Genomic DNA, 12,741 nt, shown 5'->3' on the forward strand with positions numbered 1-12,741 from the left:
TCGTCCAGGAGGTGCACGGAATTCATCGACCTGAAGCGGAAGTCCGGCGGGGAGGCGGGAACGGCAGGCTGAGCCACTGCCGAAAAGGGGCTGGTCAACCCCTGGATGCCCACAGTCTCCCCGTCTGACCACTGCGGATACGTGACAGTTGACGACGATGCCCTGCCCCTGACATCTTCGTCAACCCTGCGACCGTTGTCGTGTACAGCGCTTGCTGTGACGGCCCGGAACGGGGAGCATTGCGCCGTAGCGGGAATCCTGTGCCTCGGGACAATGGGCCCGAGCCCCGCCCGAAAGATCACGCGCCACCGGCCCGGTTCACGATCTTTTCCACCGGCCGGGCGAACCACCGAAAAACGATCAACAACTCTCAAGATCCTATTGGCTCGTGGACCTGCGCGACTCAAAACATGGGGGGAAGTCGGTATGACTACCGGTGACGCCGAAACGTCGGTGGCCCGTATCTTCAATTCGGCGGTGGCCGCCTCGGCGGTGGGCGCGGCGTGGGAGATCGGGGCGTTGGACGAGTTATCCGACCACGGCATTCTCGACGTCAACAAGTTCGCATCCGAAAAACAGCTCGACTTCACGGCGGCTCTCGCTCTGTTCAGGGCGTTGGCCGCCGTCGGCATAGTGGAACGCGATGACGCGAAGGTCGTTCCGGCGGCCCTTTTCGCCGAGACCTACCGCACCCGCTCCTTCTTCCACTGGCTCTCCCGGGGCAGCGCCGACCTGTTCCGGCGCATGCCGGAGGTCCTGGCCACCGAGAACCGGGCGGGGGACTTCCACCGGCGGGACAGCGCGGCCATCGCATACGCCTGCCGGGAGATCAGCACCTTCTGCTACGACCCCTGGTTCCGGGAGGCGGTCGACGGGCTCGACTTCGAGGTCACCGCCGTCGCGGACCTGGGATGCGGCAGCGGAACACGCGTCCTGGAGCTCCTCCGCCGCTTCCCCGGGGCCAGCGGCCTGGGCGTCGACATCGCCCGCCCCGCCCTGGCGGCGGCGGCCGAAGCGGCCACCGAGGCGGAACTGGCCGACCGCGTCCTCTTCGTGGAGGCGGACGTGCTCGCGATGGAGCCCCGCGCGGAGTTCCAGGAGGTGGAGCTCCTCACGTCCTTCATGATGGGACACGACTTCTGGCCCCGGCAGAACTGCGTCACCACCCTGCGGCGGCTGCGCGGACTGTTCCCGGCCACCCGCCGGTTCCTGCTCGGTGACGCCACCCGCACGGTGGGCCTTCCCGACGGCGAACTCCCGGTGTTCACCCTGGGCTTCGAGGTCGCCCACGACCTCATGGGCACCTTCATCCCCACCGTCGCCGACTGGGAATCCGTCTTCGAGGAGGGCGGCTGGCGCCTGCGCCGCAAGCACGCGATCGACCTGGCGGTCGGAGAAGTGATCTTCGAACTGGAACAGCTCTGACCGGAGCGGTGCTCACCACGGCCATCCCCCCTGGAACGGTGCCACCACGGCCACCCCCCCCCGGAACGGTGCCACCACGGCCCCCCCCTGGAACGGTGCTCACCCGGCCACCCGCACCGGACCGCCGAAGGAGAATCATGAAGGCTCAGCCGACTCCGCCCGCTCCCGCTCTCCCGCACACGTACCTGCACCACATCGCGGTGCAGACGACCGACCTCGACAACTGCGCCACCTGGTACCGCGACTTCCTCGGCTGCCGCCGCACCTGGGCGACGGACCGGTTCTCCGCCCTGACGGTGAGCCGCCTCCCGGGCATCGTGCGCATGGCCGAACTGGCCCGCGGGGACACCCGTTTCCACCTCTTCGAACGTACGGCCACCGGCGAGGGCCGGCCCCGCCCGCACGAGACGCAGTTCCAGCATGTCTGCATGGCCGTCGACTCCCCGGACGCCCTGCGCCGCTGGCGCGACCACTGGTGGGAACTGGCCCGGTCCGGCCGGTACGTGTTCGCCCTGCCGGACCCGCCCACCGACGTCGTCATGGACGACGACGGGGTGGAGAGCTTCTACTGCCTCGACGTCAACGGCCTGGAGTTCGAGTTCACCCACGTCCCGGCGGCCACCCCGTGACCCCCGGCGCCGCCGCGGCCCTCGCCCTCCCCACCACCGGGAGCTGGGACTTCAGCGACTACCCCTACGGCCTGGAACCGCTGACCCTCCCGCACCCGGGGGAGCCGTACGCCACCGGCGGATGCGTGGGGCCCGCCGATGTGACCCGGGTGTGCCAGGCCCTCCACACCCGCGCGGACGAGGGGTTCGAGATCACCCGGCCCGCCGTCGGGCATACGCCGGAGCGGCTGTTCTGGTTCCGCTGGATCACCGGCCACCAGATCTCCTTCGTCATCTGGCGGCTGCTCGCCGACGCCCTGGCCCGGCTCTCCGCCGGAGAGGGCGACCGGGAGGAGCTGTCGGCGGAGATCACCCAGCACGTCCGCGGGTACTGCGGCATGCTGCTCTACACCGGTTCCTGCGACCGTGCCGTCTACAACGGCACCATCCGGCCGAGCATGTACCGCCTGCACAGTACCTTCACCGGCACCTGGGCCCCCGACTACCCGCCCGTACGCAGCCTGTTCCGGGGGCGGAAGGTGCCGCCCGTCGCGGCCTCGCAGGCGGACGCGCTGGTGCGGGAGGTGCGGCTCAGCAGCCAGATCCACCTCGGCGTGGCCTCGAAACTCGTCACCGGAGGGCGCTCCCTGCTCCAGCGGACCGTCGCCGAACGGGACACCGCCCAGCCACGCATGTGGGGCGCCGTCTTCGACTGCTACTTCCTGACCCTGCGCGCCCCGGTCTCCTCCTCCGAGGTCGCCTCCCAGCTCCTGCGCCGGCAGAAGGCCGTCGCCATGGACCTGGCCGCCAACGGCCTCTACCCCGCCGCAGGCGCCGACGAGATCCCCGAGGAACTGCGGCAGCCGGACGTCCTCGCCTGCGAGGAGGACCTGACCGACGCCCTCTTCCGGATCGCCCGCCTGGCCGCCGGACTGCCCCTCGACCGCGCCCGGGCGGCGGCCCGGTGAGCGGGCTGCGGCACGGCGTGGTCCTGCTGCCCGAGCACCCATGGGCCCGGGCCCGCGAACTCTGGTCCCGGGCCGAGGAGTTCGGCTTCGACCACGCGTGGACCTACGACCACCTCTCCTGGCGCACCCTGCGCGGCGGACCGTGGTTCGGGACGGTGCCCACCCTCACGGCGGCGGCGACGGCGACCTCCCGCATCCGCCTGGGCACCCTGGTGACCGGCCCGGCCTTCCGGCATCCGGTGACGTTCGCGAAGGAGCTGACGACGCTCGACGACATCTCGCGCGGCCGGATCGTCTGCGGGCTGGGCGCCGGAGCGGGCGGCCACGACGAGGAGGTGCTCGGCGCCAAGCCGCCGTCACCCGTACAACGCGCCGAACGGTTCGAGGAGTTCGTCGAGCTGACCGACCTGCTGCTGCGGTCCCCGGTGACGGACTACCCGGGCAGGTACTTCACCGCCGTCGACGCGCACACCGTTCCCGGGTGCGTGCAGCGGCCCCGCGTCCCGTTCGCCGTCGCCGCCACCGGCCCCCGGGGCCTGCGGCTGGCGGCCCGGTACGCCGACATCTGGGTGACGGCCGGACGGCCCGGCTGGGGCGAACCCGCCCGCTACGACCGTGCCGTCCCCCGCCTGGCCGGGCAGCTGCGTGCCCTGGAGGAGGCGTGCGCCGCCGCCGGACGCGACCCGGCCACGGTGCGCCGCCTGGTGGTGACCGGGGCCATGATCCGCGGCGTCTCCGACTCGGCCTCCGCCTACCAGGACGCCTGCGGACTGTTCGAGGCCGCGGGCTTCACCGACGTCGTCAGCCACTGGCCGAGGGACGGCTTCCCTTACCAGGGCCGGATCGAGGTCCTGGAGGACATCGCCCGCACCGTGCTCACCCCCGGAGGCGCCCCGTGATCCGCTACGAGGTGGTCGACATGTTCACCGACCGCCCCTTCGCAGGCAGCACCCTGGCGGTCGTCCCGGACGCCGACGGCCTGTCCACCGAGGCCATGGGCGCGATCGCCGCCGAGCTCAACGCCGCGGAGACGGCGTTCGTCCTCCCGGCCACGGCACCGGACGCCACCTACCGGGTCCGGGTGTTCACCCCCACCGCGGAATCCCCCGGAGGAGGCCACTCCTGCGTCGGTACGGCGGCGACCCTCGTACGGACCGGTGCCGTACCGGCCGGGCGCGTCGTCCAGGAGTGCGGACCCGCCCGGCACGTCCTGACCGCACAGGCCGACCGCGCGACGCTCACCCTCACCGGACCCGCTCCGGGCTCCGGCCTTGACCCGGCACCGCTGCTCGCGGCGGTCGGACTCGCCGCCGGGGACGCGTACGGCGGAAGCCCCCGCACCGAGGGCTTCGGAACCCCCTTCGCCTTCCTGCCGGTACGGGAGACGGCCCTCGCCCGCGCGGAGCCCGACCCGGCCCGGATGGCCGCCGCCGCACTCCCCGCCCTCTGCCTCCTCACCTGGGACGGCCCCCGGCGCACCGCCCGCACCCGCCTCTTCGCCCCCGGCTTCGGCATCACCGAGGACCCCGCGTGCGCCCCGGTGGCCGCCGCCCTCGGGCTGTGGCTGGCCCGGACCGGCCGGCTGCCCGCCGAACCGGGCAGCCACGCCTACACCCTCCGGCAGGGCGCCGAGGCGGGCAGGCCCGCCCTGCTGACGTGCACGCTCACCGTGCCGGACGGCTCCCCTCCGCACGCCGCCGTGACCGGCCGCGTGACGGCGGTCGCCCACGGCCGGATCACCACCCCGCACCCCGTCCGCTGACTCTCCCGACTCCCCTGACTCCCCCGGGAAGGACCCCCTGTGCTGCTCCGCCCCGAACTGCACGGCACACACGGCGCCGTCTCCTCCACCCACTGGCTCGCCTCGGCGGCGGGAATGGCGATGCTCGACCGGGGCGGCAACGCCTTCGACGCCGCGACGGCCGCCGCCTTCGTCATCCAGGTCGTCGAACCCCACCTCAACGGCCCCGGCGGGGACGCCCCGATCCTCGTCCACGACGCGGCGGACGGCCGGGTGGAGGTCATCTGCGGACAGGGCCCGATGCCCGCCGCCGCCACCCTTGACGCCTTCCGGCAGCGCGGGCTGGACACCGTCCCCGGCTCGGGACTGCTGGCGGCGTGCGTGCCGGGCGCGTTCGGCGCGTGGATGACGCTTCTGCGCGACCGGGGGCGCCTCCGGGTCGAGGACGTACTCCTGCCCGCCATCGGGTACGCCGAGGACGGGTATCCGCTGCTGCCCAGGGCCGCCGAGATGATCGGCGTGATGGCTCCGCTGTTCCGCGACGAGTGGACTGAGTCCGGCCGCACCTATCTGGACCACGGCACCGCACCCGCCGCCGGGTCCCGGATGCGCAACCCCGCCCTGGGGCGGACGTTCCGGCGCATCCTCGCCGAGGCCCGGGCCGCCGGACCCGGCCGCGAGGCCCAGGCCGAGGCCGCGCGGGCGGCCTTCTACCAGGGGTTCGTCGCCGAGGCCGTGGACCGGTACCTGGCCACCGGTGAGGCCGTCGACGCCACGGGCCGCAGGAACGGCGGCCTGCTCACCGGGGAGGACCTGGCCGGGTGGCGGCCGCCCGTGGAGACACCCGCGTCGTTCGACTACCGGGGCCACCTGGTGCACAAGGCCGGACCGTGGTCGCAGGGCCCGGTCTTCCTCCAGCAACTGGCGCTCCTGGAGGGCTTCGACCTGACGGCCATGGGGTACGGCAGCGCCGACCATCTGCACACCGTCGTCGAGGCGGCGAAGCTCGCCTACGCCGACCGGGAAGCCTGGTACGGCGACCCGGCCCACGCCGACGTACCCCTGGCCGCCCTGCTCGACCGGGACTACGCGGCGAAGCGCCGCGAGCTCATCGGGCCCGCCGCGTCCGGGGCGCTGCGTCCGGGATCGCCCGACGGCCGCCGCCCGTACGTCCCCGAATGCCTCGACCGCTCCGGAGCGCCCACCGGCCCGGACTGGCTCTCCCAGCTGCACAACGGCATCCCCACCGTGCTGCTGCGGACCGCGGCCAAGGGGGACACCACCTGTGTCACCGCCACCGACCGGGAGGGCAACATGGTCGTCTCGACGCCCAGCGGCGGCTGGCTGAAAAGCTCCCCCGTGGTGCCGGGTCTCGGCTTCCCGCTCGGCACCCGGGGACAGATGGCCTGGCTGGCCGAGGGGCACCCCAACGTCCTCGCGCCCGGCAAGCGCCCGCGCACCACGCTCAGCCCCACCCTCGTACTGAAGGAGGGCCGCCCCTACCTCGCCTTCGGCACCCCGGGCGGGGACCAGCAGGACCAGTGGACGCTGCACTTCCTCCTCAACCACATCGACTTCGGCATGGCACCGCAGCGGGCCACGGAGGCGACCACGTTCCACACCGACCACGTCCCCACCTCGTTCACGCCACGCCAGTCGCGCCCGCTCACCCTGGTGGCCGAGCAGGGTTTCGACCGGGCCGTGCTGGAGGAGCTGGGCCACCGGGGCCACGAGGTCCGCGAGGTCCCGGCGCAGACCCTCGGCAAGGTGTGCGCGACGGGCGTGGACGGCGACGGAGGCGTGGTCGCCGCGGCCAGTCCGCGCGGGGGCCAGGCGTACGCCGTCGTCCGGTGAGCGGCGGAGGGGGTCGGCCCTCTGCACCCCGCCGCCCGTGCCCCCGTAACTCCGTACGCCGTATCCCCTACGAAGCGACAGACCACCGAAAGCAGGTAGACGATGCGACTGCCCCCGGCACGCGGGCCCGTCAGCGACCGGCTGATCGGCACGCTGCCCACTCCGCCCTCCCGCGCCCACCCCGCCCCCGGCCCCCTGCCGGACCGGGACGCGAGCGGCGCGGCGGCCGACGAGGACCTGCAACTGGCGCTCCACGTCTGCTACGAGCTCCACTACCGGGGCTGGGAGGGCGTGCCCGATGAGTGGGAGTGGGACCCCGGGCTGCTGGCCTTCCGGGCGTCCCTGGAGCGGTGGTTCGAGGCGGACCTGCGTACCGGCGTCGCCGCACCCCTGCTCAACGGCGCGGACACCGGCCCCGGCACCATCGGCATCGCCGAGGCGCTGAAGCGGCTCACCGAGCAGGAGTACGGGCCGCCCCTCGCCGCTCACCTGCAACGCGACGCCGACGCCGAGGAGTTCCGGGAGTTCGTCATCCACCGGTCGGTGTACCAGCTCAAGGAGGGCGACCCGCACGTCTGGGCCGTCCCCCGGATCGCCGGGCCCGCCAAGGCGGCCCTGGTGGAGATCCTGGCCGACGAGTACGGCGGCGGCAGAGCGGAGCGCATGCACGCGGAGCTGTTCCGCCGGACCATGCGCGGACTGGGCCTGGCGGACACCTACGGCCACTACCTCGCCCGCGTGCCCGCCGTCACCCTGGCCACCTCCAACGCCATCTCGCTGTTCGGGCTGCACCGTCGGCTCAGGGGCGCGCTCGTCGGCCACCTGGCGGCCTTCGAGATGACCTCGTCCCTGCCCAACCGCCGCTACGGCAACGGGCTCCGGCGGATCGGCGGCACCCCCGCCGACACCGACTTCTACGACGAGCACGTCACCGCGGACGCGGTGCACGAGCAGATCGCCGCCCACGACGTGTGCGGGGCCCTGGTACGGGCCGAGCCCGCGCTCACCGAGGACGTCCTGTTCGGTGCCGCCTGCGCGCTGGCCCTGGACGCGCGGATGGCCGAGCATCTGCTGGGCCATTGGCGGCAGGGCGTCTCCTCCCTGCTCACCGGGGGCCGGCCCCGTATGTCGGAGGTCTGAGGCCATGACGTGCCGGAGGTCCGAGGCCATGCCCCCGTTCCGCTCCCGCCCTACGACGCCTGCTGACGTCCCCTGCCGCAGTCCGGACCCTGGCCCGGGTCCGGGTCCGGGCCCTGCCCTCGACTCCGGCCCGAGCCTCGACCTGGCCCCTGGCCCCGACTCTGGCCCGAGCCCCGGCCTTGACCCTGGCCCCGACCCCGGCCTTGACCCCGACTCCGGCCTCGACCCTGCTTCCGACCCCGCCCCCGACCCTGGCCCGAGCCCCGCCCCCGGCCCTGGCCCCGGCCCTGGCCCGAGCCTCGGCCCCGCGGAGGCCCTGCCCGCCGCCACCGTGACCGTCTACCCCGACGGGCCTCTGCTGGTGCGCGGTGACGCCGAGATCCGCCTGCCCGGCGGGGAGGTGCTCGCCGCACCGGGGCGTACGGTGGCGCTCTGCCGCTGCGGGCAGTCCGCCCTTCTCCCGTTCTGCGACGGGACACACAAGGCGGGTGGTTTCCGGGCCCCGACGCCGACGCCCCGGTCTCCGGCAGACCCCGCGTGAACCTCCGCCGCTGTGCGAGGATTGCCCGCATGACGTTGCTGCCAGGGCGTCGCGAGACGCGTCAACCAAGCCGTCTGGGACGGAAGTTCACGTTACTGTGGTCGGCGTCGTGGGTGTCCTCCGTCGGTGACGGGATGCGGGAGGCGGCCCTTCCCCTCCTCGCGGTCTCGGTCTCCGCCTCACCCAGCGCCGTCGCGGTGGTCGCAGCCGCCGGAACTCTCCCGTGGCTGCTGGTGTCGCCCTTCAGCGGAGCCCTCGCGGACCGGCTCAACCCCCGGTGGCTGATGATGTCCACCGACACGCTGCGGGCGGTGGTGGTGGCCGGGTTCGCCGCGTGGACGCTCGTCGGAAGCCCCCCGCTCCTCGCCCTCGCACTGGTCGCGTTCGCGCTCGGCTGCGGTGAGACCCTCTTCGACAACGCGGCGATGTCGATGATGCGGGACGTGGTCCCCGCCGACCGGCTCGACCTCGCCAACGGCCGTCTCCAGGGCAGCCAGATCGTGGGCGGCCACTTCGTGGGACCGCTGCTCGGTTCGGCGCTGTTCGCGGTGGCCGCCGGACTGCCCTTTGTCGTGGACGGGCTCACCTTCGTCCTCGCCGCGGTGCTCCTCGCCGCCATGGGCCGCTCCGGCCGCCCGGCGCCCGCGGAGGGCAGGCAGCCGATACTGACCGAGATCGGGGACGGCGCCCGCTGGCTCTGGAACCACCGGGGGCTCCGTCTGCTCGCCGTGGTCTGCACGGTCGCCACCCTGGCCTTCTACCTCGGTGTGACGCTGCTCGTCCTGCTGGTCACCCGGCATCTGGATGCGCCCCCGCTCCTGTACGGCGTGGTGCTCGCGGCCGGTGCCGTCGGCGGTCTCCTGGCCGGTTTCGGAGCCGGGCGGATCAGCGCCCGGCTGGGGCTGCGTTCCTGTATCGGCCTGGCCCTGGGCTCCATGGCGGTGGCGCTGTTCGTGATGGGCCTGAGCACCTCGGTGGTCCTGGTGGCGGCGATGTACGCGGTCGCCAGCTTCGGTGTTGTCACCTGGAACGTGCAGGTGGTGACGCTCCGGCAACGGGTCGTGCCCCGGGAGCTCTTCGGCCGCGTCAACAGCAGCTATCTGCTGGTCAGCCGACTGGGCATGCTGGTCGGGGTCACCCTCGCCGGATGGATCGGGACCGCCCTCGACGTCCGGGCCCCCCTCTTCCTCGGCGGCGCCCTCCTGCTGCTCAGCCTCGCCGCCGTTCCCCGTCTGGCCGGTCTCGAACCGGCCCCGCCCTCACCGGACGGCACGCCCGGCGACCGCTCCCGGGAGAAGACCGGCCACTGACCCCGCCGCCCCGCATCACCCTTTACGGGCGGGCGGATGCCCCGTCAGCTCTCCACCTCGTTCTTCTCGCCGCCCCAGAGGGTGTGGAAGGTCCCGTCGCGGTCGGTGCGGTGGTAGGTGTGCGCGCCGAAGTAGTCGCGCTGGCCCTGGGTGAGGGCGGCGGGGAGGCGTTCGGCGCGCAGGGAGTCGTAGTAGGCGAGGGTGGCCGCGAAGGCGGGGGTGGGAACGCCCTGGGTGACGGCGGTGGCGATGACGGTGCGCCAGTCGTCCTGCGCGGCGGCGATCTCCTCGGCGAAGCTCTTTCGGAGAGCAGGACCGGCAACCCGGGCCGGGCCTCGTAGGCGCTGGTGATCCTGTCGAGGAACGCGGCCCGGATGATGCACCCGCCGCGCCAGATCGAGGCGACCCTGCCGAGGTCGATGTCCCAGTCGTACCGCTCGCTGCCGGCCGAGATCTGGTGGAAGCCCTGGGTGTAGGCGACGATCTTCGAGGCGTACAGCGCCTGCTCGACCCGGTCGGAGAAGGCCGCCGCCTCGTCCTCACCGAGCCTGTGGGCGGTCGGTCCGGCCAGGTGGCGTGAGGCTTCGCGGAGGTCGGCGTGGCCGGAGACGGAGCGGGCGAAGACGGCCTCGGCGATGCCGGAGACGGGAACGCCCAGGTCGAGGGCGATCTGCACGGTCCAGCGGCCGGTGCCCTTCTGCTCCGCCCGGTCGAGCACGACATCCACGAAGGGCTCGCCGGTCGCCGCGTCGACGTGCGAGAGCACTTCCGCGGTGATCTCGATCAGGTAGGAGTCCAGGCGCCCGGAGTTCCAGGACCGGAAGACGTCCGCGATCCGCGCGGGGGAGTACCCGGCCACATCGCGGAGCAGCTGGTACGCCTCGGCGATGAGCTGCATGTCCGCGTACTCGATGCCGTTGTGCACCATCTTCACGAAGTGCCCGGCGCCGTCCGGCCCGATGTGTGTGACGCACGGGGCGCCGTCCTCGGCCTTCGCGGCGATCCTCTCCAGCATCGGGCCCAGGGAGGCGTAGGACTCCGCCGAGCCGCCCGGCATGATGCTCGGGCCGTGCAGCGCGCCCTCCTCGCCGCCGGAGATGCCCGCACCGACGAAGTGGATACCGCGTTCGCGCAGCTCCTTCTCCCGGCGGCGGGTGTCCTCGAAGTGGGCGTTCCCGCCGTCGATGATGACGTCCCCGTCCTCCAGCAGCGGAGCGAACTCCTGGATCACCGCGTCCGTGGGGTCACCGGCCTTCACCATGATCACCAGACGCCGGGGCCGCTCCAGGGCCGCGACGAACTCCTCGGGGGTGTGCGCCGCGACGAAGGTGCCCTCGTCACCGAACTCCTTCACCAGCGCGTCGGTCCGCGAGGCGGTGCGGTTGTGCACGGCGACGGTGAAGCCGTTGCGGGCGAAGTTACGGGCCAGGTTGCGGCCCATCACCGCGAGCCCGGTGACGCCGATCTGGGCAGTGCCGCTCATCTGTGTGCTCCTGCGGTTCCGGGGGCGGTCGTGGGGTGTCGCTGTGGGGTACGGGACCGCGGGCGGCGGCGTTCACGCACCTGCGCGCGGACGGTCCGCTCAGGGGGAGGACCGGGAATCGCGCCCGGCGGGCGAACCCTTCGACGGCGAACCGTCACCGGAGGAACCAGGTGAGGGAGAACCAGGGGAGGGAGAGCCAGGGGAGGGCGAACCGTCAGCGAGTGAACCATCAGTGAACGAACCATCCGGCAGCGAACCGTCGAGGAGCGACTCGTCGTCCCCGTCCTCGGGGATCACATGCATGGCGGCCTCCTCCGCCGACGCCGCCGCGCCGTCGATCCCCACGTCACTGGCGGTGAGCGTGGCCGGAACGCGGCCGTCCGCCTGCTGGGTCAACCGTCCGGCCCGGGCGACGCCGACCTCGCCGTTCCAGAGCTCGCCGTCCCCGCCCGCCAGATCGCCCACCCCGTCCCCGGTGAATCCGGGGCTCTCGGGAACCTCCCTGCTCAGCCGGGTGTCGAGGGATTCACCCGTGACGGTCTCGGGAGCCGTCGTGCCGAGGCCCTCCACCACCCAGGGCCGGTCCGGCGGCGAGTAGCCCTCGTCGAGGGGATCGCCGGTGCCGGAGGGGTCCAGCAGCGTGTCCTCGGCGCCGAGCTGTTCCCCGGGGTCGGAAGCCTCCGGCTCCTGGGGCTGGTAGACGTCGTCCCCCCACTCGGTGTCGCTCATGAGCGCGTCCTTTCCTCGGGAGAACCACTGTCCCCTGTACGCAATTCCACTCCGGTCCTGCTCCGGCCGCAAAGGGAAGATCGGATTCCGGGCGTCTGCCCACGGTGCGCCGGGCGCCTCCGTACGAGGTCGCGGCCCGTGCCGTACGGGCTCCGGAAGCCGGAAACACAGGGTGCTCGCACCGTCCAGCGGGCCCGTGCACAGGACCGTACGGAAGGCACTCCCGACGGTCCGCCTCATCCCGCGCGGCCCGGGGCCTCCCGCTCCCTTCCGTACGCGACCCTCCACTTACCGTCACACGCGACTGATCGCATCGCGCGCCACACGGCCTGCGCCATGAGGCCATGCGAGGGCCCGGAGCCCCGGCGGCTTCCCGCCCCGTCCCGTCAGAGCTGCGGCAGCCGGTCCGCCGCCGTGGGGGAGCGCCGCTCGTGGAGCCAGAAGAGGTAGACGCGCAGGTGGGCGGCCAACTCCCCGTCGATATAGGCCGCGTAGTCGTCCGCCGCAGCGGCCGTACCCTGCCCCGACTGCGCGTCGTCGGCCTCCCACGCGGAGCGCCGAGCGGTCAGGTACTCCTTGACCCGGGCGCGGTCGCGCCACCACTCCCGTACGGTCTCCGGCGTCCAGTGGTCGTCGCCGTCGCAGGCATAGGCCCTGAACACCTCGGCCTCCGCCGCGTCGACCAGTTGTCCCAGCTCCTGTGCCGTACGCGGCTGCCGGTACACGTACTCGGTGAAGTGCTCGCCCTCGTAGAGAACCGACTCCGGAGCGTGTATCCGGCCCGTCCCGCAATTGTCCGTACCGGCTCCGCAGAACGGACCGGGCACGTTGAGCCACAGCCGGTCCGCCCACTTGCCCCCGAACAGTGTGCGCTCCTCACCGAGCAGAGGCAGCGGATCGAAGTAGGTTTCCATGGGCAGAGGTGAGCCGCCTGCCGGGAGC

General features: G+C 72.9%; 10 protein-coding genes and 2 pseudogenes. 9 read left to right on the forward strand and 3 right to left on the reverse strand.

Translation table 11 applies throughout. The annotated features are described in order from the left end of the window. Positions 1 to 426: 426 nt before the first annotated feature. The 9 genes from B7C62_33390 to B7C62_33430 all read left to right on the forward strand — a co-directional run bounded on the left by B7C62_33390 (position 427) and on the right by B7C62_33430 (position 9,587). Complete coding sequence (locus B7C62_33390; protein ARF76635.1) at positions 427 to 1,425, forward strand: SAM-dependent methyltransferase; 999 nt, start codon at positions 427 to 429, stop codon at positions 1,423 to 1,425. Positions 1,426 to 1,562: 137 nt separating this feature from the next. Next, positions 1,563 to 2,054 (forward strand): dioxygenase, encoded by a 492-nt coding sequence (locus B7C62_33395; GenBank protein ID ARF76636.1) that lies wholly within the window; start codon positions 1,563 to 1,565, stop codon positions 2,052 to 2,054. Next, entirely contained in the window at positions 2,051 to 3,001 is a 951-nt protein-coding gene (locus B7C62_33400) for a hypothetical protein (GenBank protein ID ARF76637.1), read from the forward strand. The genes B7C62_33395 and B7C62_33400 overlap by 4 nt, the downstream gene beginning before the upstream one ends. Continuing rightward, positions 2,998 to 3,900, forward strand: coding sequence for a luciferase (locus B7C62_33405; protein ID ARF76638.1), 903 nt, complete (start codon positions 2,998 to 3,000; stop codon positions 3,898 to 3,900). Before B7C62_33400 ends, B7C62_33405 begins: the two co-directional genes overlap by 4 nt. A gap of 20 nt (positions 3,901 to 3,920) precedes the next feature. Continuing rightward, the gene (locus B7C62_33410; protein ARF77496.1) at positions 3,921 to 4,763 is read left to right on the forward strand and encodes a hypothetical protein; all 843 of its coding nucleotides are present in this window, start codon (positions 3,921 to 3,923) and stop codon (positions 4,761 to 4,763) included. Between the two features lie 39 nt (positions 4,764 to 4,802). Further along, the gene (locus B7C62_33415; GenBank protein ID ARF76639.1) at positions 4,803 to 6,596 is read left to right on the forward strand and encodes a gamma-glutamyltransferase; all 1,794 of its coding nucleotides are present in this window, start codon (positions 4,803 to 4,805) and stop codon (positions 6,594 to 6,596) included. A 102-nt stretch (positions 6,597 to 6,698) separates the two neighbouring features. Next, positions 6,699 to 7,736 (forward strand): hypothetical protein, encoded by a 1,038-nt coding sequence (locus B7C62_33420; GenBank protein ARF76640.1) that lies wholly within the window; start codon positions 6,699 to 6,701, stop codon positions 7,734 to 7,736. Between the two features lie 28 nt (positions 7,737 to 7,764). After that, positions 7,765 to 8,277: a hypothetical protein gene (locus B7C62_33425; protein ID ARF77497.1), complete on the forward strand. Its 513-nt coding sequence runs from the start codon at positions 7,765 to 7,767 to the stop codon at positions 8,275 to 8,277. Between the two features lie 29 nt (positions 8,278 to 8,306). Then, positions 8,307 to 9,587: a hypothetical protein gene (locus B7C62_33430; protein ARF76641.1), complete on the forward strand. Its 1,281-nt coding sequence runs from the start codon at positions 8,307 to 8,309 to the stop codon at positions 9,585 to 9,587. A 44-nt stretch (positions 9,588 to 9,631) separates the two neighbouring features. Here B7C62_33430 and B7C62_33435 read toward each other — a convergent pair. The 3 genes and pseudogenes from B7C62_33435 to B7C62_33445 form a co-directional block, all read right to left on the reverse strand. Further along, positions 9,632 to 11,070: pseudogene (locus tag B7C62_33435) on the reverse strand (phosphogluconate dehydrogenase (NADP(+)-dependent, decarboxylating)). 258 nt (positions 11,071 to 11,328) lie between these two features. Then, positions 11,329 to 11,799: pseudogene (locus tag B7C62_33440) on the reverse strand (hypothetical protein). Between the two features lie 386 nt (positions 11,800 to 12,185). Continuing rightward, on the reverse strand, positions 12,186 to 12,713 hold the full coding sequence (locus B7C62_33445; protein ARF76642.1) for a ferredoxin: 528 nt from the start codon (positions 12,711 to 12,713) through the stop codon (positions 12,186 to 12,188). Positions 12,714 to 12,741: the final 28 nt, after the last annotated feature.

The organism is Kitasatospora albolonga, assembly GCA_002082585.1.
Lineage (GTDB): Bacteria > Actinomycetota > Actinomycetes > Streptomycetales > Streptomycetaceae > Streptomyces > Streptomyces stephensoniae.

Excerpts from the sequence above, each read along its gene's own strand:
- B7C62_33390 (ARF76635.1), top strand. The coding sequence starts at position 427 with ATGACTACCGGTGACGCCGAAACGTCGGTGGCCCGTATCTTCAATTCG.
- B7C62_33425 (ARF77497.1), top strand. The coding sequence starts at position 7,765 with ATGCCCCCGTTCCGCTCCCGCCCTACGACGCCTGCTGACGTCCCCTGC.
- B7C62_33395 (ARF76636.1), top strand. The coding sequence starts at position 1,563 with ATGAAGGCTCAGCCGACTCCGCCCGCTCCCGCTCTCCCGCACACGTAC.
- B7C62_33445 (ARF76642.1), bottom strand. The coding sequence starts at position 12,713 with ATGGAAACCTACTTCGATCCGCTGCCTCTGCTCGGTGAGGAGCGCACA.
- B7C62_33410 (ARF77496.1), top strand. The coding sequence starts at position 3,921 with ATGTTCACCGACCGCCCCTTCGCAGGCAGCACCCTGGCGGTCGTCCCG.
- B7C62_33430 (ARF76641.1), top strand. The coding sequence starts at position 8,307 with ATGACGTTGCTGCCAGGGCGTCGCGAGACGCGTCAACCAAGCCGTCTG.
- B7C62_33420 (ARF76640.1), top strand. The coding sequence starts at position 6,699 with ATGCGACTGCCCCCGGCACGCGGGCCCGTCAGCGACCGGCTGATCGGC.